The sequence below is a fragment of the Paenibacillus uliginis N3/975 genome, assembly GCF_900177425.1.
GTDB lineage: Bacteria > Bacillota > Bacilli > Paenibacillales > Paenibacillaceae > Paenibacillus_AQ > Paenibacillus_AQ uliginis.
Window position 1 is genome coordinate 5,171,402 of sequence record NZ_LT840184.1, and the last position, 25,043, is coordinate 5,196,444.

Here is a 25,043-nt window from a genome sequence, read left to right on the forward strand (position 1 = left end):
GAAAATCTCGCCTTCCATGACTTTCACCATGAAAATTTATCACAAATGGGAATAAATAGAGACGAGTTGGCATGTTTATAGAATGATAGGGTATACACCGATGGCTGCATCGATTCTGCTTCATCATCTTGCCTCCGGCCAGGTGGACCACTTCATATCAAGAGAGGGGTACGCTATGCGTATGAGACGTAAATCCATGCTGGCCGTGCTGACACTATTACTAATCGTAAGCGCTTTTATGAGTGCTTGCGGCAGCAGCGGCGGCCAAGACAACAACTCATCATCGCCTCCGGCGAAGAACAATGAAAAGCCCGCTGATCCGGCACCTGGAGGCAAGACCGAATCGCCGCCAAAGGAACAGGTATTCCGCTTTAATCTGCATTCGAACCCGCCAACGCTTGATCCCGGTCAGGCGCAAGACACCGTGGCATTCGCCGTGCTGAACGGTCTGTTCGAAGGGTTGACGCGGATCGATGACAAGGGCGAGGTCCTCCCGGGCACTGCCGAGAAATGGGATACCTCCTCCGATGGGACCAAGTACACCTTCCATCTGCGGAAGGACGCGAAATGGTCGAACGGGGACCCCGTCACTGCGGGAGACTTCGAGTTCTCGTGGAAGCGGGTGCTCGATCCAAAGATGGAGCCGGCACCGCCGTACGCCTATCAGCTGTACTATATCAAGGGCGCGGAAGCATACAACACCGGGAAGAACGTCGACCCAAATTCGGTAGCCATCAAGGCTGTCGATGCCAACACGCTTGAGGTCGAGCTGGAGCATTCCACTCCGTACTTTTTAAGTCTTCTTTCATTCCAGACCTATTTCCCGGTTCATTCCTCCGTCAAAGACAATCCGAAATGGGCATCTGAGGCCAGCACCATTGTTTCGAACGGCCCGTTCAAAATCAGCGAATGGAAGCAGCAAAGCTCGCTGGAGATGGTGAAAAATGAGCATTACTACGGCCAGGATGAAATTAAATTCACTAAGGTGCAAATGTCCATGGTCGACGATTCGGGCTCGGAGCTGAACATGTACGAGTCCGACCAGATTGATTACGCCGGCATGCCGACCGGACGCATTCCGAACGAGCAAATTCCAATTTTAAAGGAGACGAAACCGGACGAACTGGAGATTAAGGGAATCGCCTCCAGCTACTACTATTTGTTCAACAATAAGCAGGAACCGTTCAATAACGTCAACATCCGCAAAGCGCTGTCGAGGGCGATCGACCGCCAGCTGATTGTCGACAAGGTGACTCTCGGCGGACAGCTGCCCGCATTTGGCATCGTTCCTCCGGGAATCGCGGGCGAGAAAGGCGAATACCGCTCCGAACACAAGGACGATTATCTCAAAGAAAATATAGAAGAAGCGAAGGCGCTGCTGCAAAAGGGGCTCGAAGAGCTGGGACTGTCCGCCATGCCTGAATTTACGCTCGCCTACAATACCGATGAAAGTCACAAAAAGGTAGCCGAGGCCGTCGCCGACATGTGGAGCAAAAATCTCGGCATCAAAGTGAAAATCGAGAACCAGGAATGGGGCGTCTTCCTGAAGAACCGGACCGCGCTCAACTATCAGATGGCCCGAGCTGGATGGACGACCGACTATAACGACCCAATGTCCTTCATCGATCTGTACATGACCGGAAGCGGCAACAATGATATCGGTTACAGCAATCCGGAATTCGACAAGCTCGTCCGGGAGGCGAAGCAATCATTGGATAACAAGGAACGGATGGAATTAATGGCAAAGGCGGAGCGCATGATGATCGAGCAGGATCAGGCCATTCTTCCGCTGTACTACTACACGAATGTTGGGCTCAAGAAGCCGAATCTCAAGAACGTGTTTATCGATTATCAGGGAATGATCAACTACAGCCGGGGTTACTTCGAATAACGACGCAGCTCGCGTCCTGCCCGGTATGAAATCCGTTCGGGATGCACTTGGCCAAGTAGCCGGTGCGTCCCGCTTCTTCATATCCGTGGTGGAATGAACCTGATCAGAAGGAGGATGCATCCATGATTCGGTACTCCTTGACCAAGCTGTTCTATCTCATCCTATCGCTGTGGGTGCTGGCTTCCGTTACCTTTTTGCTCATGAAGGCCATTCCCGGCGATCCATTCATGTCGGAAAAAGCAGTTCCACCGGAAATCCGCGCCCGGCTGATGGCCCAATACGGACTGGATAAACCGCTGTATGAGCAATATTTCGTCTATTTATCCAACCTAGCGAAAGGCGATTTGGGCATTTCGATGAAAATGCTGGACCGCGAAGTCGGCCAGACGATTCGCGATGCCTTCCCCTATTCCCTGAAGCTCGGCGTCGTCTCGATTATCGTCTCTGTCGTCATCGGTGTTAGCCTTGGCATGATTGCGGCGCTGCGGCATCGCAAGCTACTCGACTCCGCCTCGATGGTCATCGCCGTTCTGGGCGTATCGGTCCCCAGCTTTGTACTGGCCTCCTTCTTCCAATATATTTTCGGCGTGAAGCTGAAATGGCTGCATGTCGTCGGCCTAAACGGTCCGCTTGATTACATTATGCCGACCCTGGCGCTCTCCGCCCTGGCTATCGCTTTCATCGCGCGCCTGACGCGCTCGAACATGCTGGAAGTGCTCTCGGCCGATTATATTAAGACCGCCAAGGCCAAAGGTTTGTCCCGTGGCGCCATCGTTCGCCGGCATGTGCTGCGCAACGGCATTCTGCCTGTTGTCACTTATCTCGGGCCACTTACGGCCAACGTTGTGACAGGTTCCTTCATCATCGAGCAAATATTCGGAATCGGGGGGCTCGGCAAAATATTCGTCACGAGTATCAGCAACCGCGACTACTCGCTTATTATGGGCATTACCCTATTCTACGGGCTGATTCTGATGTGCGCCCGCTTCATCACCGACATCGCGTACGGGTTGATCGATCCCCGCATTGCTCTTGTCTCGAGAAAGGAGAAGTCCGCATGACAATGTTCCATTCCCCGGCTGAAGAACGCCCTCTCGCCCCAGACGATTTCCGGAAGGCGGACGTCAGCGAACATGCGGCGGAAGCGATCGTACAGGAAAGCATATCCGCATGGCGTGACGCATGGCTGCGGCTGCGCGACAATCGGGTTGCCATGACGGGCCTTGTCTTCTTGCTGCTCATCATCGTCATGGCCATCATTGGCCCGATGCTAACGCCTTACGATTACTACTCCAATAATTTGGAGAAGACGAATCTACCGCCTTCCGCCGAGCATTGGTTCGGAACGGACGATCTCGGCCGCGACATGTTCGCCCGCACGTGGATGGGTGCCCGCATTTCTCTTACCGTCGGCTTCTCCGCCGCGGCCATCAATCTCGTCATCGGTGTTATCTACGGCGGCATCATGGGTTATGTCGGAGGACGGATCGACGAGGTGATGAACAAAATCTCCGAAATCATCTATTCCATTCCGGATCTGCTCGTGGCGATTCTGCTCGTTGTCGTCTTCGAACCGAGCCTGGGCACGATTATTTTGGCGCTGTGCGTGACCGGCTGGATCAATATGTCCTGGATCGTGCGCGGGCAGATGATGCAGCTCAAAAATCAGGAATATGCTCTCGCTTCCCGTTCCCTGGGCTCGTCGGGCATGCGCATTCTGTTCCGGCATCTCCTGCCGAATGCCATGGGCCCGATTATCGTCACCTTGACCTTGGCAGTGCCGGCAGCTATCTTCAGCGAAGCGGTGCTCAGCTTCCTCGGGCTGGGCGTGCAATCGCCGGCCGCATCATGGGGGACGATGATTAACGACGCGCTTAAGGCCATGATCATTCATCCTTGGCGTCTTGCCTTCCCTGCGCTGTTCATCAGCTTGATGATGCTGTGCTTCAATCTGTTCGGAGACGGGCTGCGCGATGCGCTCGATCCAAAGATGAAAAAATAAGGACAAGGAGGGTTCGCACATGCAACGATTGCTCGAAGTCCAAGATCTCCGTGTCTCCTTTCACGTCCGCGGCGGCGAGGTGCAAGCGGTGCGCGGCATCGGATTCCATGTCCAGCCCGGCGAGGCCGTCGCCATCGTCGGCGAATCCGGCTGCGGCAAGAGCGTGACTGCCCAAGCGATCATGCGTCTTCTGCCGCATCCTCCCGCCCGCATTCATCAAGGAGCTATCCGGTTCCAGGGAAAAGATCTACTGCACATGAAGGAGCGGGAAATGCAGTCCATCCGGGGCAAGGATATCGGGATGATCTTCCAGGATCCGATGACATCGCTCAATCCCACGATGACGATCGGCCGCCAGATTACTGAGGTGCTGACAAAACATCAACACATGACAGCACAGGAAGCCAAGCGGCGGGCGATAGAGATGCTGGAGATGGTCGGTATCCCCCATTCAGCCTCGCGTTTCTCCCAATATCCGCATGAGTTCTCCGGGGGCATGAGGCAGCGGGCCATGATCGCCATGGCCTTGGCCTGCCGCCCGGCTCTGCTCATCGCAGACGAGCCGACAACGGCGCTCGACGTGACGATCCAGGCCCAGATTCTGAGCGTGCTCAAGCATCTACAGCGCGAATTTGGGACATCGATCATTTTGATTACGCATGATCTTGGCATTGTGGCGGATCTGTGCGATCGCGTCATCGTCATGTATGCGGGGCAAATCGTCGAGTCCGGCACGAAACGGGAAATATTCAAGCAGCCGCAGCATCCGTATACCCGAGGCCTGCTGCGTTCCCTACCGCGGATCGATCAGAGCAAGGATGAGCCTCTCGTGCCGATTTACGGCACGCCGCCCGATCTGGCCAAGCCGCCGACAGGCTGCCCGTTCTGGGCCCGCTGCAACGACGCAATGCGCGTCTGCCAGCAGCGGCAACCGGAATCGACCGCCATCAGCGGAACCCACAGCGCGAACTGCTGGCTGCTGCATCCGCTGGCCCGGGAGGTGGCCAGATGAGCACAGAGCCATTGCTCCGGATCAACCGGCTGAGCAAGCATTTCCACCTTGGACGGGGCCAGACGCTGAAGGCCGTCCATGACATCAGCTTAACCGTTCGCAGAGGAGAGACGCTCGGGATGGTAGGCGAATCGGGGTGCGGCAAATCGACGGCGGGACGGACCATCCTCCGCTTATACGAGCCGACGGAAGGGGAAGCCTGGTACGGAGGAACGAATATTTACCGGCTGAAGCCGCGGCAGCTCAAGGCGTTCCGCCGCGAGATGCAGATGATCTTCCAGGACCCGTACGCATCGCTAAATCCGCGTATGACCATTATGGACATTATCGGGGAGGCACTGGACATTCACCGTCTCGCCGACAGCCGTCAGGCGCGCAGGAAGCGGGTCGAGGAGCTGCTTTATCTTGTCGGGCTCAATCCCGATCATGCCACCCGCTATCCCCATGAGTTCTCGGGCGGCCAACGCCAGCGCATCGGAATCGCCCGCGCGCTGGCGGTCGATCCGAAGTTCATTATTTGCGACGAACCGATCTCGGCGCTGGACGTATCGATACAGGCCCAGGTCGTCAATCTGCTGCAGGATCTACAGAAGCGTCTTGGACTGACCTACCTGTTCATTGCTCATGATCTGTCCATGGTCAAGCATATTAGCGATCGGGTTGCCGTCATGTATTTGGGGCAGATCGTGGAACTGGCTGACAGCGGGGCGCTGTATGCAGATCCGCTTCACCCGTATACACGCTCTCTCATGTCCGCCATTCCCGTCCCCGATCCCGACATCGAGGCCGGCAAAGAGCGTATCGTGCTGAGCGGCGAACTGCCGAGTCCGCTGAATCCGCCGAGCGGTTGCTCCTTCCGGACGCGATGCCCATACGCGATCGAGACCTGCGCCGAGCACAAGCCCGAGTTCCGGGAAGCGAAGCCAGGACATTATGTCGCCTGCCATCTGGCCTAGAGCTGCCGCAGGGACGCAGCGAAGGATATGGAAGAATATGCTGGTTGGATGAATAAACCCGCGAAAAGCCTTGTAGAATCAAGCTTTTTCGCGGGTTTTTCGTCTTTTCCAATCGCCGCAAGGCTTCCTGCCTCATCATCGCAATCAGTAGTCCCAATTCAATAAATCTTGCAGCTCCGATTCTAGTTGCTCTTCACATTCAGCTCTTTCGATATCTCAAACAAAACAATTTCAACTTTAAATATCTGATCTTCATAAGAGATATCGCATATGCCTTGATGTTCTTCTACCACTTTTTTAACGCTGCTTAACCCTATTCCATGTTTATATTTATCCGGTTTATTTGAGATGATATTGCCACGATGATTAGTAATAATTTTGTGGGCATAGGAATTTACCACTTTTAAAAAAAGGGACTCGTTCATGTAATGAATATATATATTGATATATGGATCAGAAGTAGTATTAGCTTTACACGCTTCAATGGCATTATCCAGAATATTCCCTAGAATAATGCTTATTGCTACACTGTCTAACTGTAAATTCGGCGGAATGTTTATATCCAGATTAACGGGGATCTTCAATTGATGGGCGATCTTCTGTTTATAATTAATAATGGAGTCGATAATCATACAACCCGTGTTACAACTGCCCACAGCATCATTGATGTTTCCTAGAAGATCATCCAGTTGCTTCATGCTGACTTTTTCATGTTCTGACCGGAGTTGGGAACGCAAACCTAACAGTATATTTTTGAAATCATGTTGAAACTTGCTCATTTCTTCTTGTCTGTTCTTTGAAATTAAATATTGATGAATGTAATAAGCGTTTTGCTGTTCCAGAAGGCTGTTTTTGATCTGGGTGGATTGGATACGTAATATACGATCGCATAAAATCAACACTAATAAATTGATAAATAATAAACTGCTAGAAATAATGGGAAACATATTAGAGTATATTCGGTATGAAAGGTTCATTGTGAGTTGATGAATTCCGATAATGCTGAATAGCGGGCATAGGAACAATATCATCCAATACCCTTTATTTAAATGACCGTCGCCAATAGATTGCGCCAGCCTTAATATGATTTGCATGATTAAAAAAATAAGTATCTTTGAGAAGAACAAACTAAAGATATAATCCGTAGTATTTTGAACCTGAACCATCATGGCTATGTCAGCAAGTACAATGACCACAATAATGAAAAAAGCCACGCCTATCTTCCATGCCGTACGCCCTTTATAAAGAAATCCTAATAATATGATGAACACCGCATTCATTAGTAAAATATATGTACCGGACAAAGAACTGAAGTGTAAGGCCAAACTGAGCACATAATATAAGCAGTAAAATATGAAAGTATACACTCCATTGAAAACACAAACCCTAAAAACCTGCTTATAGAAATAATGAATAATTACAGGAATCGCAGCGAGTGTAAATCCATAGAATAGTTCTTCTATCCAAAAATTATCCAATTAAATTCCCCCTGAATGTTAAATAGCTTTTTTTAACAGAGGCAACATATCTTTCGCTGATCGGTAACTCCAAACCATTCAGTAATACAATCTTCTTAGAAGTGATTTGTTTCACATGATAGAAATTAATGATATACGATTGATGGGTTCGTATAAATTCATCACTAAATAACTTCTCATTTTCTTTATTCAAAGTACTGTAATATTCGATTTGTTCCGTTTTAGTATGCAAGATAATTTTTCGACTATTACTTTCCAGATAAATAATATCTTTAAAAGGGATTAGGGACTCGCTTCCTTTTTGCTGCAATCGTAATAATCGTCTTCTGTTGTCCTTGGACCTGCGTTTAATCTTCTGAATAGCTGATACTAGCTTTCGCTCAAAGAGGTCAGGCTGAATAGGTTTACTAATAAATCCTGACGGCTGAACATCAAAAAGCTGCATATGATACTTTTCATGGCTTGATATGTAAATGAGCTGAACCAAGTCATTATTTTCATCCGCTCTTAACATATGGCCAACGTCTACCCCATTAAGTCCCTTCATTTCAATATCCATCAACATGATTTCGTATGGGCAGCTCTGCTTTATTTCCTCTCTTAACTTTTCCCCCGAATAAAAAATATCGGTTTCAATTTCCTCGGCATGCTTTTGTTGAAAGGAATCTACCAAATTTTCAATTTGTTCAGCCATTTCAAAGTCATCATCACAAATTGCAATGCGAATCATATTACCCTTCCTTTCCGCATTCCTGACCAAAAAATATAAAGATATTCAGTTATAGTATAACTTAAATATCTTCTTCCTTTTCAAAAATAATCCAACTATTGTATTTCCGCAAAAATTACAATTTTCGCCCCATTTTTTACATAAGGCACTTCAGGTAACCAAAATAGTAGTACTATTCACTTAATCATATACGATAGTTCATTACAAAAAATAAGGAGCGACAACTCACTTGAGTACAACGATCTTTGAGGCCAAAGGATTAGGCAAGCGATACGGGAAGAGCTACGCTCTTCAACATATCAATATGGTTGTAGAACAAGGTGATATCTATGGACTGATTGGAGAGAACGGTGCAGGTAAGACTACCCTAATGCGGATTATTAGCGGGCTGATCTATCCTACTGAGGGGAGTATCGCTCTATTAGGTCAACACAAACCTAGTGATATTATTCAGGCTAGAAAACAATTGGGAATTCTGATCGAAAGACCTGCTTTATACCCGCATCTAAACGCCTTGGAGAATTTGACCTTTTATTGCAAAGTATACGGAATTGGCGATCTTTCGAGAATTCATGAAGTGTTGGAATGGGTTTCTTTATCAGATGCAGGAAATAAAAAAGCTTCAGAATATTCCTTGGGCATGCAGCAAAGATTAGGGCTTGCCATCGCATTACTGAATCACCCGAAATTCCTTGTTTTAGATGAGCCTATTAATGGACTCGATCCTTCAGGAATTGTGGAAATAAGAAAAATATTGACTAGATTAGCACGTGAAAATGAAGTGACTATACTTATTTCCAGCCACATTTTAAGCGAACTTCAACTCATGGCAACAAAATTTGGATTTATACACAAGGGAAAACTGGTTAGAGAACTGCCTCTGGAAGAGCTAAAGGAGTCGGCAAAAGCTCACTATTGTATCAAGACGGCTAACCCAGCTGCAGTCATGGAGATCATGCAACAAGAACTGAATATAACGAATATTACCCTATCTGAGACAGGGGAGGTATTCATTCCTAAAGATATGGTTGAATTAGAAGTTCTGTTGTCTATATTTTTGAAGCATGGGATACACATTGAAGCAATTAACCTGTCTGCTACTAATCTTGAAAATTACTATATGAATCTGATAGGAGCCATGTAAGATGAGGAATTTTTTAAAGGGCCAAACCTATTATATAATGCGGGATACCGCATTTATGGGAATTAGCCTACTGTTCTTAATAGTTGGTATTCTGCTTCCGATTTGGATAGGGAATAAAACGAATTTTCAGCTTAATAACTGGATAGAACCGTTAACTCAGGTTACTCCCTTATCTTTATTTCTCTATTTTATAATTCCGATATACTTAAGCTTCTTCGTTACAGAAGGCTTCGAGCATGGTTCAATCAAGCATATCATTGCTTCCGGGTACAGTAGATCAAAGTACATCACCGGAAAATTCATGTCTGCCGTTCAGGCAATAACTTGGTGGGTCTTCCAATTCTTCGGAACCTTCTATGTTGTATATATTTTAGCTGCCTGGATCTCAGGTTCTAGTTCGGATCATCAAAATTCAAACAATGATTTAGTTACGGCAGCAACTGCGATCACGTTCAACATTCTGTATTTAGCTGCGTATGCGGCCATCATTATGCTAGTTAGCATACTTGCTAAGCGAACAGCAACAGCCGTAGTTGCCACCTTCATGATTATATTCGGTGATTTCTTGATAAGCGGCTATTTCAAGAATAGTTCTTCTAACGTTTTACTTTGGCTATCTGAACATACGCTAACCACACAAATTATGAAATTTTCTGGCGTTTATGTCGTTAATTCCGAACATATTGTGCTTTCCGGATTATCTGACTATTTGAATGCACTGGCAATTCCCTTGATCTTGATAGGCTTCTGCTTGAGCATAACTTACATTTTGTTTAGGAAGAAGGATATTCAATCTTGAGTTTGGGGAGCACAGCAAAAGAAGCCGTTCTCCCACATAACATGTTCGGGGAAAACAGCTTCTTGATTGTTGATTAAGTTTAAGCTTCGCCAGCCGGTGGCGTGAACGTGCGCTTGGCCAGTTCGGAATCGAGCATATAGAAGGCGTTGCTGTCATTATCAATACGACGCAGCTTCTGAATGATGCTGTCGAAGGTTGCTTCTTCCTCTACTTGCTCGTCAATAAACCACTTGAGGAAGTTAATCGTCGCATGCTCCCGCTCATCCCACGCGATATCGGACAATTCATAAATTCGCTTGGTCACCGTCTTCTCATGCTCGAAGGAATGCTCAAAGGCGTTCAACAGTGAACTGTATTCATTCTGAGGATGCTCCATACCGCTGACAATGGCGCGTTTGCCCAAGGCGTTTATAAAATGGAAAATTCTCATCCCGTGATACTTCTCTTCTTCTGACTGCATGATGAAAAAGTTCGCAAACCCGTCAAAGCTCTCCGATGAACAATAGGCCGCCATGGCCAGGTACACCTGAGAAGAATAAAATTCATAATTCATTTGATCGTTCAACTTCGAAAGCAGCTTTTCACTTAACATCGGATCACTCTCCCTTAATAGCTTGTCTAGATGAAAGGTAATCTCATCCCGTTGTACAAGTTTACCACCAACGCGGCATTTCCGCACTAGCTACCCTGGTATCATTCTTTATCTTGCACAGCTTGCTTCCTTCTATTCTCAGTATACACCACAGAATTACATATCCGACAGTTTTATGTCACTGGAATGCAGCAAACCGTATTTCGACTTGACTCGCAGTAATATTTTCAACCATATTGCCGAGAAAACGGTAATGAAAAATACATTCGACAGAGCATGGGCAAGATCGAAATAGAAGCTCGCCACATAAGCGGATACGAATACTTTCCAGCTTAAATGATCATACATGCCAATTAAGAACCATAGATTCATAATCCAGCCGAACAGAAAGCCCCACGAAAAGCCGAATATATTTTTGCCCCATAGACTCTTCATAAACCAGGTATTTCTCAATAATCCTGCTGTAAACCCGATCATACCCCAGCAGAACATTTGCCATGGTGTCCACGGACCTTGACCAAGGAAAATATTTGATACGACTGCAGCAATGCTTCCCACGAGAAATCCAACCTCTGGCCCGAACACGAGAGCTGACATCATAATGACAAAAGAGGTTGGCTGTACACTTGGCAGCGGTGCAAACGGAACACGGCTCACTGCAGCGATAGCGCCAAGCATCGCGATGAGAAGGATTTCCTCCGCCTTCATCGTCTTCCGCTCAAAGCGAATGAAGAAGGGAAGCATCGCCAATCCAATCATCAGAAAGCTCAAAGGCATATAATACTTATCCATCCATAGCACGACCGCGAGTAAACCAACAGCTGCTGCTAAACTTCCGATATAGAGCGCGCGCTTCATTTTCCCCATTGTTTCCATACATCCTTCACCGTGATCGCTGCTGGCAAAATGTCTCCTACCGTACGATGAATGGTCGTCGTGTAGAAATAATTGTTCTGCAAAAATGATCGTGTCTCTTCAACGGCGACCATGGCCCCGTCGAACAACAACCCGCATCTGGTTGCATAGGAAGCTGCGAACTCAATGTCGTGGCTGACCATCAAAATCGTTGTTCCCGCTTCACGGATCATTTCAAGCAATTCCGCCAATTTATGCTTGGACATAGCGTCCAGCCCCTTTGTCGGCTCATCGAGCAGTAGCAGTTCCGGCTCTGCCAACAGCACAAGAATGAGCGCAACCTTCTGCTGCTGCCCCCCGCTTATGTCAAAAGGATGCTTATCCATAATATCTTCAATTTCAAATCTGACCACAAGCTCATTCAGTCTTGTTCTACTGCTGTGCTCGCCCAGACGTTTGAGCCGATCAGCCAATTGTTCTCTTACGGTATCTCTTGTAAAGTAGAGCATCGGATTTTGCGCTACGTACCCGATCTTCAGGCTCCTATCGAGAGCGGAACCTCGAAGCAGGGACTTGCCCGCATACAGGATATCCCCCCTTTGCGGTGCAAGCGCGCCCGCGATTTGCTGAAGAAGCGTGGACTTACCCGATCCATTGCCACCGAACAGAGCAAAGAACTCGCCTTTGTGAATCGATAATGACAGACGATTCAAGACAAGAGGAGCATTCTTATCATATGTGAAATAGAGCTCCCTGCATGTGAGCAGCGGTTCGGATTGTTGTCCCTCATTCCCTGGTGGCGCAGACACTGCTTCCTCTTTTGCATTTAAACGATCCCTGTTAGCTTGAATCCATTTTCTTCCCTCTTTCACACTTACGGGAATGGCCCGGTGCTCCTCGGCATTCTCTACTTCCAGGTAGAGCTGGCTGATAGACGGAAGATACGGTATGAATGACGAATCACCCTCACTCCATATCTGCTTCATGACCGAATTTGGAGACCCGTAATATGCCACCTGTCCATGTCTGAGCATCACAAGCTTCGACGAAAGCGGTACAATCTCTTCAATCCGATGCTCACTGATTACAATCGTGATGGAGAACTCCTCATTAATGCGGGACAGTAGCTGAATAAACTCTTTGGCCGCAATAGGATCAAGCTGTGCAGTGGGCTCATCCAGTAGCAGCACCTTTGGTCGCAGCGTCATGACCGAGGCGAGATTGACAAGCTGCTTCTGCCCGCCAGACAGTTCATGAATCGGAAGCTGAAGCCAGTCTTCCATGCCGAAAAATTGAACAAGTTCGCCTACCCTTCGCTGCATTTGGGCTGTTGAATAACCGAGATTCTCCATCGCGAAGGTCAGCTCTTGCCAGACGGTGTTCATGACGATCTGATTATCCGGATCTTGAAACACCATTCCAATCTCTTCGATCGAGCTTCGCTCTTCCACCTGATCTAGGAGCAATCCTCGATAATAGATTTCGCCGTTTCGTATGCCCTCCGGCCGAATTTCCCGCTTCAATTGCCGAAGCAAGGTCGTCTTCCCTGATCCCGAAGAGCCGCACAGCAATACGAACTCTCCTTCTTCAATCGTAACGGATATATTTTGTAGTGTCTGGTCTGGACAGTTCGGGTATTGAAAGCCTACATTTTCGATCTGATAGTGCGCCATAACAGCTCCTCCTTTCCGTTCAAGACGATCGGGATGAAGACAAAGATCAAATAACATATCAAATGCAGCCAGAGTTGTGGTGACCATTCCAGCGGCTGCAGCCGAGGATATACCTCGTACCTATTCACGCCAAACAATCCTCCAATTACAATATTGGCGCCCGTCACAACCATAATCCAGGTTACAAGGATATCTCTTCGATCCATTTGATACGATATGGCACTGGTTCTCTTCCCGATCCCATATCCCCGTGCCCGCATTGAACTGGCCGTTTGCAACGCCTCTTCCAATGACCAGCTGATTAACGTATGCAGTGTCTCCATCCCCTCACGCATGAGATGTCTTTTATTTGCTCTAGGATGCAAGTAACCAAGTACACGCTGGACTGTCATAATTTGCTTCAGTCGTCTTGTCAGCAGCGGTACAAAACGGAGGGTTACCGTAATAATAAAAGCGGTTCGCGGCGCTATTGGCGTTAAGAGATATAATAATTTTTCGGGCGTTATAACGAGATTATAAGCAACAAACGCCAGCAATATATTTAACAGCGACAGCGCGAATAATGCTCCATAGGTGATCGATTCTAATGTAATCGGCCGATCGAACACATATCCTAATATGGTGGCTCCCCGGCTGGAGAATAAAGGGTTAGACACGAAGATAATAATAGCGAGAATCAAGTAACCCTTTATTCCCTTTTTAAGCGCTCGTCCTCCATCCAAGGATAGATTCAGTGCAACGATACCGATTAACGTGAGAATCGAATATACCGGATGGGTATACATCATGCATGCCAACAATAGGACGGCAAAATAGGTAAAACATAATCGAGGATGTAAAGAAGAGAAACCATATATCATGTCAGCTCTTCCCATCCCATAATCCGTTATCTACGCCGGCACCCACATCTTTGCCTAAGTCTTCCGTGTACAGCCACTGAATATGATCACCGGGATGAATTGACCATACACCTGCACTCCGATTCGGAAATTTATTGTTAACGCTGTACATCCAGCCGCTTCCTGCACCTTTATCGAACTCATATAAATTATCAATGCCTTTGATGTATGCGCTGGCACCAGAGCCGCTATAATCCATTTGAATCTTCAAGGAACGTGTTGTTTTCTTCAATATATCCAGCACTGTCTCCGAATCTCCGATGTCAATCTCCTTCGTGCTCATAATCGTCCCGACATCGGGAGAGCCCACAATCGTAATTCGCACGGTATTGGACGAAGACGGCGCAACTTCCGGTTCAGGGGCAGGCGTGTTGTCAGTAGAAGGGCTCGCTGCCTGTTTCCCGCTGTCCGGCTTTCCTTTCATCGCCGCAGTGTCCTTGTTCTTCACTGTGGACGAGGAAGAACTGGATGCTTTCGTGCCCTTCTCTGATGGGGGCACTTTTTTAGAAGAATCGATCGTCTTGCCAGTAATCGGTGATTCTCCTTTGACACTCTCGGTAACCGTACCAGGCTCTCCGCTCGCGGACTTCTTTCCTTCAGAGGAGGAAGCTTCTTTCGTATCTTGCTCTGTTGATTTCTCCGCCTTGGAAGTCTCGCTGCCGGTCTTACTTGCAGTCTCCTCGTTCCCAGCCTCATTCTGACCGGATGGAGCGGCAGTTGGTTGCTCCGACTGCACTTCAGACGTTGCCCCATTCGGTTTCGTCACCGTCGTATCGGTTGAGGAATCAGTCGAATCCCCGGACGTATCCTTTGTGTTATCCTCGAGGTTATCCTTGGACGTATCCCGCTCTGCAGTCTCTTGTCCCAACGCAGCCGACGAGGCTGTATGTATTACACCCTTTGATTGTTCACTGTTCCCGCCATAAATCCATACTGTAGCTAGCACAATTGCCAGTACGGCGAATACTCCAAGCAAGTAGTTTTTTTTACGCCATAATAATGCTAACCAATTGGACATATCCTCACCTCAAAGCATTACATAATTGTCGATGATGCATAGAATGTTTTTTGAATAACTTTTGAAATGGAAAGAAGGAGATTGCTCTCCTTCTCTCACAAATACTAATTATTGAATGTCATGCAGTCTGACGATGACCACCGCGGCCATTTCTCTTGTCACATGTTGCATTGGTCTAAAGTACCCACCATCACCGGACATGAGTCCTGTTTGATAAGCATATTTGACGTAAGGCAATGCCCATGTGGACACTTGCTTTTGATCTTTCAGACCTGCAGAGGTATCTGTGTCCTTAGACAGGCCTTTCATTCGAACCAGAATTGTCGCCATCTCTTGTCTCGTAATGGCTTGATTTGGTGCAAACGTATTGGCTGTGACACCTGAAATCAATCCTTTTTCCTTCGCAGTGGCAACGTAACCTGCATACCAGGACTTGGCGTCAACATCTTTGAACCCTGTATTCTTACCTTTTGGCTCCAAGCCGGCATATCTGACGATTAACGCTGCGAATTCGGCACGAGTCAACTCACGCTTCGGCTCGAACTTGGCCGCCTCACCGCTCGTTCCTTGCATCAATCCGAGTTCGGTTGCCTTGTTGACCGCTTCCTTCGCCCAGGCAGCTATGGAAGCTTCATCTGCGTATGGATGTGCAGCCGTCTCTGGTTGCGAGGTACCTGTTGATTTCACATCTGTCATATCAAACAGGCTGTTGTGATTGTTCAGCATGCGATCATAGGCTGCGAGCGCCAGCAGCGCTTGCTGTGTCGCCATATAATTGCTGGCTTCTCCGCGTCCATGAGCGAAGCCTCCGTCTTTATTGAGATACGTACGCAATGCTTTCAACAAATCGCCGTCTTGCTTCACGAATCTCTTATCTTCCAGACTGTTTCCAAGACTGGACAGGGCAATGATCACTTGTGAGATGCTCTCACTCGTTTCAACACCCCAAGCCTTGAATCCACCGCCCGGAAGCTGCTGCGACGACAGCCATGTCAACGCCTTATCTGTTGCTGCCTTCACCTCTTTGCGATCCTGATATTTCGCCAAGGCCTGAAGCGCCATGGCTGTCATATCGATGTCACTTTCAGCGTTCGACTCTTTGCTGATCGGGAATCCGCCGTCTGGATTTTGCTGGTCGAGGATTTGTTTTACGAGCTTGTCTTTTGTCCAGAGCGCATCAGCAGGGATAGCTGACTTGCTTGCATCCAATGCTAACAAAGCAAATACCAGCCCATTTGTCCCTTGATTTTTCATACGCTCGTTGTTATAAATTTTTTCCAGGAAATTATAGCCCGCGATGTTGCTTGGGTCCTTGTCAATGGCCATTACCGCCAATGCCATGCGTTCGTAATCCGTAACCAACCGGAATTCGCCTTTTTTCTCTTTAACGAAGCTCTCCAGTACCGTGTAATACACAGATGGCACTTGTTTGCCGGAACGAGCCAGCGCCAAAACATCCCAATCGTTAAAGTTGTCTTGAACGGAGAACTTACGGTTGTTTAAGATCCATGCAGCGGAGCCGTTAATAAGGCTCTGGAGCTTGGCTGATTCTTCGATCTGCTTCGGAGGAATCGTATTTCCGCCCGCTGTTCCCGGAACTCCTGAAGTGCCAGGTTGACCAGATTGTCCTGGTTGTCCTGGCTGACCTGGTTTTTCAGTACCGCCATCAAGGCCGCCGTTAATATCTTTACCCAGGTTCGTTGTATACTGCCAGCGGAGAGTATCGCCATTGTTCAATGTATATAGACCGGCACTATAGTTCGGGAATGTGCCGTTGACGGAATACATCCATCCGCTTAGGGGGCCTTTATCGAACTCTCCCAGGCCGTCGATAGCTTGCACATAAAGCGAAGCCCCGGAGCCAGTATAGTCGATTGAGATCCCTCTTTGATCAGCTGCTCTTTTCAGTGCTGTAAAAGCATTATCCCCATCCTGAATTGTAACGCTTATTGGTGCTATAATATCTCCTTCACCTATGGAGCGTTTTTCAGCAGACAATGTAATTGTTTTCGTAATCGGAGGAACTACACCGCCGCCATTGCCCGATCCATTATCTCCTCCGGTTCCGCTACCATTGCCATTACCATTGCCAGAACCGTTATCTCCTCCGGTTGTTTCCTTCTCTTGTGTAGTATAGGCAACAAATTCAGTAAAGTGCGTAGTCTTAATGATTAGATCGCCGTCATGGACATAAGCGTAAACCTCGTTACTACGTGCCGACGAATCCTCATATTTCGGAATCGGTGTAAATGCCCCGCTTGCATCGATAAATCCAGCTTCTGCATATCCTTTACCCTTCAAGGTTAATGTCACATGCTGGTTGAAGTGGATATCCTGATCACCGCCCACTTTTACGCGCAGATCAATCCCCTTGATCTCTTTGTCTGCAGAGGACAAAACTTCATTTATCTTGTTAAGCAAAAGATCATAATTCGTATTCAAGCGATGCGGTAATTCAAGCTTGTTATCCCATGCTGAAATGACATTCGTATTCGGGTCAACTTCCAAATAAGTACTGTCTGTTGCCGATGTTACATGCGGCAGTTCGTTCTTTGGAAATGCAAGTGTAACTTTGCTTGAGGACAGCGGATCCTGATCCGACCCGACACTCACATTGGTTTCATTCTCGTCAATGACGATCGTATGGTCACCGTTTGGATCCGGAATTTCATTTACACTTATGACAACTTCATTACTTGTCTTTTTCCCTGCTGTTGCTGTTGCCAGCGCTTGAATGGAAATATAGCCTGGAGCCGCTTGACCTTCGAAGACAAGCTTCGCTTGTTGATCCGTAAGCAGCGATATCGATTTTAAGTTCAGCCCAGTAGTCTCTGAAATTACAGACCAACTGTCAACCTGTACTGCCTCGGATAAAAACGTATCGCCAACAAGCTGTATTTCAATCGAAGGATCTACAGTGCCTTGCTGAATGGAAGATGTGGACGATATCACAGGCTGACGATCCGGTGGAAGACTCCCTTCGGCAATTCGCTTCCATACCGACTTTCCATGCTGAATATCAAGTAAACCGATAAGAGCCTGTTCAGTCGACATTCCGTTTTTATCGGTATCTTCTGCTTTCCATTTAAACGAGCCGTCATCCAATTGGAATCCTGCATACGCATCAACGACGGTATTCCCGTTCATCTGCCAAGCGGGCGACATCATGTCTTCGCCTACGGCAACCAGACCGGATACCGAAGTAGATAAGCTGTTCGAATTATCTCCAGAGCCCCAAGTGCCCGTAGAATTAAAACCACCATTCTCTAGCTGGCGATCCTTTAAGACATTCTTGGCCCGTTCAATGGCAGCATCAACTTCACTCTGCCCCTTGTATTGCCCCAGCGCAAGCAGCGCCATGCCTGTAATATCTGTATCGCTGTTTTCTCCTCCTGAAGCAGACAGACCAAAGCCGCCGTCTTCATACTGCGCTTTGAGCAGGTATTGCAGCGCTTTTTGCTTGGACTCAGCATTCCATGAGCCTACATTCTGTCCGAGCTTCTCTCCGGCATCCAGAGCAAGCATCGCCCAAATATGTTTATTTACACCGCCAATGCCGCCCGTCTCTTGATTTTGATGGGTAGCAAGTTCCGCCCATAGGTTTCGATCGGTTTCCCAAGCGTGAGCCGGGTCTTTCCCCATGGCGAGCAGTGCGAAAATATACCGAACATGATCAGTTAAATTTACGGCATCAGGTTTAAGTCTTGGTGCTTTCGTTTCCCAAGATGGCAGTTTCCACGTTCCATCTTGCAAATCCTGACCTGCGCCCCATAGGCCAACAAGCTGCCACCAGGAATCAATGGTGGCTGTAGGATCTTCCTCATAGTACTCTTTATAATAATTAACTGTACTTTCAATCATGCTGTCTAATTGTGTATTGCTTTGACCACTCGCCGCACTCACGACTTGTGGATTCAGTAGAGTAAGCAATAACACAACGCTTAATAGTGCAGATATACTTTGCTTCAACAATCTGTTCATAGGTGTCAACGTTCTCCTCATCGTCAAAATGGAATAAAAAAAACATCTTTCCGTATTAGAAAGATGTTCTAAGGCCTGTCTCGCATAACCAAGCAAACGTGCAACTGTAAACAAGCTGCACAAATAAACATCTCCCTCCCATCCTCGTGAGAAATATAGAGCACTTACATGGCAGGTCTCCTGGCTTCGCTTCATCGCTTGACAATCGTCCTTCCTGTTTAAAATCGTTAACAGTGGACTACTACCTTGATTGTCAGCTCTGCGTTACAGTGGCGGGACCGCGTCGAACTCTCATCGACCTTCCCTATTAAGCCGCATACTTTATGCATCAGCACCATATAAGCTGTTTCTATTTAATTTTGATAGACTTTTTTTTATATTAACAAAGATTGGTATATTTCACAAAGGAATTTCTCATAGACAGTACAAAAAACGGCCTACATGAAGCAATAAGACCCTTCTATATAGAGAAGGGCCTAGACTTCGTTATATTTTTACTCAATCACCAATATCCGAGGGGATGTGTTCGCGATTACCCTGGACGACAGCCAAGAACCAACCCCTGCCGATATGATACTTACGACTGCAACTCCAATAATACCGCCCCAATGCATAATTAGAGGTACTTCCACAATCCCATAATATGTTAATATATTTTCCAGCAACATAGGCAGAAGGTATACTCCGACGTATATGCCTAGTAGCGCGCCGATGACGGATAAAGCAACGATCCCTTGGGCTACGGATAATCTAATCCTATTCGATGTTAAGCCAAGTGATTTGTAAATGCCATAGGTTTTGCTGTCTTTTCTAATATTTATACGACAAGTGATGTAAATAATGATGCAAGTGACAACAATAAACAACAATCCCATCATACTCATTGGCAAGATAAGCAGGCCGACAGCCTCTTTAAATACGGAATCTAGTAGCGTTTTCTGAGTTAATGCGGAGAGCGCTTCCTTATATTGCTCATTAATATCACTTACGACCTGATCGGACTGGCTGCTATCATGCAGGTTGATAAAATATGTTTCTGCATTGCTGTAGTCCAGATGATCTGCTTTAATCACATCGATCGTTATTCTTGCAGAATAGGACATATTGGAGATCGCTTGATAAATTCCTGTAACGATGAGCGAATACGGTTTTCCATTGATGTACACCGTTATCACATCACCAATATCTTTGTTAAGCTTCTTCGATACGTTGATACCAATAGCGATTTCGTTCTTGTGAAGGGGATTGGCTCCTCTTAATGTGGAATACCCCAGATCATCATAGTTACCATCAGCAACACCGATATAGACATTCATGGATGAGGTGTTCGAATCTCCGGAACGATCGGATAGTTCTGAAGGAACCACTCCCGTAACATTCCCAAACCACCCGAAATTTTTGATTCTTGGATCGGACAGCATATCTTCTTCAAATTGAGTACGTGAAAATGCTGCTTGATTAAAGACTTCTACTGCAATATGTGAATTGTCGTATCCCCATGATGACGCCGTTCGTTGAATGGAATAAACGCTGTATAACAACACAAATCCGAATACAAGAACGGCTGATGTAATCACGGTTAGAATAAACATGAGAATAGAACCTTTCACATTCTTCAACATATTACGCAGACCAATAACGAACATAATGGGAAGTCGATCGAATCCAACTGGACGATTTCCATTCGAACGTACACGTCTTGCCCATTTACTGCTATCCATTTCAGACATGCCATACCGGATTGCTTGCACAGGCTGTACGGAACGGGCTTTATTGGCATAGAACAACACACATAGAATGACCAGGGCAAATACACATATTCCGACTGCTAGAGCCGTGAAATTACCCTGCATCGATAGCTCTGAACGATTTGTTTTCAAAGATGACAGCGAGCTCTCTACAATGACTTTGGATAAAAACTGACTGGCAGCTAACCCAGGAATAATCCCGATGATCGATAGAAAAGCATATTGAGACATGTAGGTTCCAATGATTCGAAATGAAGATAGCCCACAAGATTTCAATACCCCAATCGTTCGATAATTCGCCAATATCGCGTCTGAAATCGTGAACCCAATTGTGAATAAGGCCACAAGCAGCATGACAGCTCCGAGAAAAATCATAACAAAGCCGATTACTTTATTCATAATTAGATAAAATGACGATATCGATTCGAATTCCATTTTATATTCAAGATACTGCGTACCGGCCTGCTTCTCGAAGCGGTCCCAATACTGTGTATTGGTATCGTAATCGTCAAAGCGAAGTCCCATCATATACATGTCTTTTCCCTGCAATGACTGAAACTGATCTTTATAATCTTGCGTGTTCATCCAGATGCGGGCGTTTCTTGTGAACGGAGCTCCAAAAGGCATATCTACGACAACTGCTGCTACCTTCAACTCAAATGTACTCTTGCCTGTTTTAAAACTTACCTTATCACCTACTTCAATTCCATTGGAATAAAAAAACGAAGTGGGTATCCAGATGGTCCCGACCTCAGGGGTGCTTCTTTCATCTCCTTGCGCCCAGATCAGCTTATCAACCGTAAAGGGAAGCTCTGCTGTATCCATCATAAACATATAGATATTATTAATTTCTTTTCCTTGATGGGTGATTCCTGACAGATTTCGATATGGTATCAGCTCGGACGCCGTAACCCCCTGCTGCTCATCCCACCATTGTTTGAAAACGATCGGATCATGCAGACCATTTCCCAACATCAAAATTTGATGAGAACCGTTTGCTTTCGTATGCATGTCTGTAAATAAATTTTGTGTGTTTGAGATTACAGTCATTGCGGTTGACAGAAGTAGCGTAGATAACAGAATGAGCACCGTTGTAAGTCCGTTTTGGATTTTCTTCGTTCTTAGGTTAGATAGGAAAAGAGTCCACACCGTATTCACCCGCGTCACTCCTTTCCTGACACATAAGAAAATATAATATTTTCTCTGTCCTGGATGTCGTCATTGTCCGATTGATATTTATCAAATTCCAGAATGCCGCCCACTTTGCCATCTCTAATAAAAATGAGCCGGTCAGCTCTGCAAGCCGCTTTGATATCATGCGTAACCATGACAACGGATTGCCCTTGACGATTCATATCCGTTAAAATATCCAATATCGCGACGCCTTGATCATAATTTAAACTGCCTGTCGGCTCATCGGCAAAAATGATTTCCGGAGAATTAATCAGTGCTCTGGCAATGGCTGCCCGCTGCTGCTGTCCCCCTGAAGCTTGAGCTGGCAAACGATTGTTCAGGTTCTCAATCTCCATTGCTTCCATGAGCGAAAGCGCCTTTTTCTTCACTTCATTTTTCTTATTGCCGGCGATATAGCCAGGCAATGCGATGTTTTCCCCAAAAGTGAGATCAGGCACCAAATTAATTCCTTGATAGATGAATCCAATCCTCCGTGCCCTGAAGTCTGCCATTTTCTTTTCGCTGTAAGAATTAATATGTTGTTCTTGATAATACACCTCTCCAGCTGTCACGCTATCCAGTCCGCTTAGAAGATAGAGCAATGTCGATTTTCCTGAACCGGAATTTCCCATAATAACCGTGAAGTCTCCTTGGTAAATATCGATATCGAGATTTCGAATGGCATGATATTGTTCGCTGCTGGTAGAGTAAGTTTTACAGAGGTTAGTTGCATGAATCATCGTTTTTTTGGCCGTCATTCATTAATGCCCTCCTGCAATTCAGTATATTTGCCATTGTAAAGGGCTTTTCTTGCATGCTGCTTATCAGATTATTAATAAAGTATTACAGACCACGGCTTAGCATAATGGAATGGAAAAATAAAAAGTGGTTCCTTGACCCGGTCTGCTTTTAAAGGAAATCGATCCCTTATGCGCTTCAATAATATATTTGCATATGGACAAGCCCAATCCTGAACCCTCATTTTTTTGTTTAACAGACAGATTGTCCACCTGACCTTTAAAATAACGTTCAAAAATAAACGGCATATCCTGCGGTAGAATTCCTTGGCCTGTATCTGCAATCGTGACGGTTAACTGATCCCGCTCCTGTTCAATGCCAATTCGGATGGAATCACCTGGAGATGTATGCTTCAAGGCATTCGCAATCAGATTAGAAATCACCTGTTCCAGCCGATTTGCATCCACATTGATGAGTGCATTAGGAATCTCTACTGGCTCGATAAAGGTAATCCCGGCGGTACGAACGGAATGAGCGATCGGCTTAATGATGTTTAACAGGATCTCTTTACTATATTGCTCTATTGGACAGACTGAAATTTGCCCTAACTCTTTTAATGCATGCAAGAGCAGATCATCTATAAGCGCTGTCATTTTTTGTGTGTTGGTTTGCATCACTTGGATATATTCCATAACCGATTCCATGTCAGGACAAATCCCTGCACGTATCGCCTCAAGGTATGCTTTTACCGTCGTGAGGGGCGTCTTGAGATCATGAGATAGATTCGAAACCAGCTCCTTCTGAGCTTTATCTTGCTCATCTCTTCGTTTGCTAAGGTGCATAATCTCCAGCCTCATCTGGTCGAACATGGCATACACTTCTCCGATTTCATCCATGCGACCATACTCCGCTTTATGCTCGTAATCCCCTTTCAGAATGGCTTCCGAATAGTATTTCAATTTCTGGATCGGCTGGATGGTATCGTTGTTGATTTTCTTTCTAAGGAACCACAGTAAAGTAAATACTATTAATACACATGAAATCATCAGGATTAAAGGAAAGAGGGGGAGATCATCCGATGGTTCATAGATAACCTGATCTGCCGGCACGGTAAAAATGGCGTTTCCGATTTGAGTTTGGGATTCTTGGCTGATGACGGGAAAGGCTATTTTGAAAAAATCTTTATCTACTCTCGAAAGATATAAATCATAATGAAGTGAATTCCTTAAATCGATAGTCTGTATTAACTCCTCAGGGGAAGAATGAAAAATAACCTTGCCATCCAACTGAGAAAACAGAAGGTTTACCCCACTAGTTTCACTCATCTTCCGCAAGGTCTCTCGTATCGTCGCATCGCTGGCAATCACTTGATGATGTTGTTCAAGAAATAACATCATATCATTGACCTTGATACGCACTTGATTAATCACATAGCTCGTAGGGGTCTTGTCCTCTTTCCCGCCCCACAGGATGTACGCTCCACATCCGATCGCGATGATTAGACATATCGAAACAGCGTAAATCCACTTTCTTAACCACCGGTTTACATACATCGTATTCTCCATCCCCAGACTTAATCCAAGCTGAATTTATAACCAACGCCCCAGACCGTTTTAATAAACGTTGGATTTGAGGGGTCGGTCTCCAGCTTTTCTCGCAATCTTCGAATATAAACGGTTATTGTGCTTTCATCTCCAAAGGTTTCGTAACCCCATACTGCATCTAATAACTGACTTTTAGAGAACACCTGATTTTTATGCTTGGACAAGTAATACAACAGTTCAAATTCCTTCGCAGATAATGATATCTCTCGACCTTCTATCGTTACCTTGTAGGCTTTCTTATCAATGATAAGGCTACCATACTGCAGCAGTTCATCATGCTTGGGCCTGCTATCCATGTCCCCTCTCCGCAGATGGGCGTTAATTCTAGCCACGAGCTCACTTAGAGAAAACGGTTTCGTCATATAATCATCCGCACCAAATCCAAGTCCAAGCACTTTGTCCGTATCACTGCCCCTGGCGCTCAAAATCAGAATAGGCGTGATGCATGTCTCACGTATTTGACGGCAGAGCTCAATCCCATCCACATCCGGAAGCATAATATCCAGAATAATAAAATCGGGCGACAAGGTGTCGATTAATTTCAGGCCTTCCTGACCGTTATCCACAACCAAAACCTCATATCCGTTAACGGTTAAGTAATCTTTGATAACACGGGAAATATCTTGTTCATCCTCAATAACGAGTATTTTCTTTGATCTGCTCATTGTGTATTCTCCACTATGTATTTATAGTTTTTCTTTTATTTATCATAGTAGCATGGGATAAGGGGGATGGAAAGATCATACAAAT

General features: G+C 46.2%; 19 protein-coding genes and 1 riboswitch. Of the genes, 7 read left to right on the top strand and 12 right to left on the bottom strand.

The features are described from left to right. The first annotated feature begins 181 nt into the window (after positions 1-181). From B9N86_RS24225 to B9N86_RS24245, 5 genes are all read left to right on the top strand, one after another. A complete protein-coding gene (locus B9N86_RS24225; protein ID WP_208915655.1) occupies positions 182-1,891 on the top strand; it encodes a peptide ABC transporter substrate-binding protein in 1,710 nt (569 codons plus the stop codon). 122 nt (positions 1,892-2,013) lie between these two features. Beyond that, positions 2,014-2,952 (top strand): ABC transporter permease, encoded by a 939-nt coding sequence (locus B9N86_RS24230; protein ID WP_208915656.1) that lies wholly within the window; start codon positions 2,014-2,016, stop codon positions 2,950-2,952. Then, positions 2,949-3,893, top strand: a complete 945-nt coding sequence (locus tag B9N86_RS24235; RefSeq protein WP_208915657.1) for an ABC transporter permease — start codon at positions 2,949-2,951, stop codon at positions 3,891-3,893. Before B9N86_RS24230 ends, B9N86_RS24235 begins: the two co-directional genes overlap by 4 nt. A 19-nt stretch (positions 3,894-3,912) precedes the next feature. Then, positions 3,913-4,905: an ABC transporter ATP-binding protein gene (locus tag B9N86_RS24240; RefSeq protein WP_208915658.1), complete on the top strand. Its 993-nt coding sequence runs from the start codon at positions 3,913-3,915 to the stop codon at positions 4,903-4,905. After that, a complete protein-coding gene (locus B9N86_RS24245; RefSeq protein WP_208915659.1) occupies positions 4,902-5,861 on the top strand; it encodes an ABC transporter ATP-binding protein in 960 nt (319 codons plus the stop codon). Before B9N86_RS24240 ends, B9N86_RS24245 begins: the two co-directional genes overlap by 4 nt. 182 nt (positions 5,862-6,043) lie before the next feature. On the opposite strand, the gene B9N86_RS24250 is transcribed toward B9N86_RS24245, so the two are convergent. Further along, the gene (locus B9N86_RS24250; protein ID WP_208915660.1) at positions 6,044-7,339 is read right to left on the bottom strand and encodes a sensor histidine kinase; all 1,296 of its coding nucleotides are present in this window, start codon (positions 7,337-7,339) and stop codon (positions 6,044-6,046) included. After that, a complete protein-coding gene (locus B9N86_RS24255) occupies positions 7,332-8,069 on the bottom strand; it encodes a LytR/AlgR family response regulator transcription factor (protein ID WP_208915661.1) in 738 nt (245 codons plus the stop codon). Before B9N86_RS24255 ends, B9N86_RS24250 begins: the two co-directional genes overlap by 8 nt. Before the next feature lie 229 nt (positions 8,070-8,298). Between B9N86_RS24255 and B9N86_RS24260 the strand changes: the two genes are divergently transcribed. Together B9N86_RS24260 and B9N86_RS24265 are read left to right on the top strand one after the other, a co-directional pair. Further along, on the top strand, positions 8,299-9,213 hold the full coding sequence (locus B9N86_RS24260) for an ABC transporter ATP-binding protein (protein ID WP_208915662.1): 915 nt from the start codon (positions 8,299-8,301) through the stop codon (positions 9,211-9,213). 1 nt (position 9,214) lies between these two features. Then, positions 9,215-10,012, top strand: coding sequence for an ABC transporter permease (locus B9N86_RS24265; RefSeq protein ID WP_208915663.1), 798 nt, complete (start codon positions 9,215-9,217; stop codon positions 10,010-10,012). Between the two features lie 79 nt (positions 10,013-10,091). On the opposite strand, the gene B9N86_RS24270 is transcribed toward B9N86_RS24265, so the two are convergent. From B9N86_RS24270 to B9N86_RS24315, 10 genes are all read right to left on the bottom strand, one after another. Continuing rightward, complete coding sequence (locus B9N86_RS24270) at positions 10,092-10,604, bottom strand: ferritin (protein ID WP_208915664.1); 513 nt, start codon at positions 10,602-10,604, stop codon at positions 10,092-10,094. 156 nt (positions 10,605-10,760) lie between these two features. Further along, a complete protein-coding gene (locus B9N86_RS24275; RefSeq protein WP_208915665.1) occupies positions 10,761-11,471 on the bottom strand; it encodes an ECF transporter S component in 711 nt (236 codons plus the stop codon). Next, positions 11,459-13,132 carry an ABC transporter ATP-binding protein gene (locus B9N86_RS24280; RefSeq protein ID WP_208915666.1) on the bottom strand — a complete coding sequence of 558 codons (1,674 nt, stop codon included), beginning with the start codon at positions 13,130-13,132 and terminating at the stop codon, positions 11,459-11,461. Before B9N86_RS24280 ends, B9N86_RS24275 begins: the two co-directional genes overlap by 13 nt. Then, entirely contained in the window at positions 13,105-13,992 is an 888-nt protein-coding gene (locus B9N86_RS24285) for an energy-coupling factor transporter transmembrane component T (RefSeq protein WP_208915667.1), read from the bottom strand. The genes B9N86_RS24280 and B9N86_RS24285 overlap by 28 nt, the downstream gene beginning before the upstream one ends. Position 13,993: 1 nt before the next feature. Next, positions 13,994-15,049, bottom strand: coding sequence for a DUF4430 domain-containing protein (locus B9N86_RS24290; protein ID WP_208915668.1), 1,056 nt, complete (start codon positions 15,047-15,049; stop codon positions 13,994-13,996). A gap of 108 nt (positions 15,050-15,157) precedes the next feature. After that, the gene (locus B9N86_RS24295) at positions 15,158-19,030 is read right to left on the bottom strand and encodes an S-layer homology domain-containing protein (RefSeq protein WP_208915669.1); all 3,873 of its coding nucleotides are present in this window, start codon (positions 19,028-19,030) and stop codon (positions 15,158-15,160) included. 153 nt (positions 19,031-19,183) lie between these two features. Further along, a riboswitch (cobalamin riboswitch) is annotated at positions 19,184-19,384 on the bottom strand. Positions 19,385-19,524: 140 nt separating this feature from the next. Beyond that, positions 19,525-21,936, bottom strand: a complete 2,412-nt coding sequence (locus tag B9N86_RS24300) for an ABC transporter permease (RefSeq protein ID WP_208915670.1) — start codon at positions 21,934-21,936, stop codon at positions 19,525-19,527. A 5-nt stretch (positions 21,937-21,941) separates the two neighbouring features. After that, positions 21,942-22,709, bottom strand: coding sequence for an ABC transporter ATP-binding protein (locus B9N86_RS24305; protein WP_208915671.1), 768 nt, complete (start codon positions 22,707-22,709; stop codon positions 21,942-21,944). Between the two features lie 99 nt (positions 22,710-22,808). Continuing rightward, positions 22,809-24,242 (bottom strand): sensor histidine kinase, encoded by a 1,434-nt coding sequence (locus B9N86_RS24310; protein ID WP_208920713.1) that lies wholly within the window; start codon positions 24,240-24,242, stop codon positions 22,809-22,811. Positions 24,243-24,262: 20 nt separating this feature from the next. Beyond that, positions 24,263-24,958, bottom strand: a complete 696-nt coding sequence (locus B9N86_RS24315; RefSeq protein ID WP_208915672.1) for a response regulator transcription factor — start codon at positions 24,956-24,958, stop codon at positions 24,263-24,265. Positions 24,959-25,043: the final 85 nt, after the last annotated feature.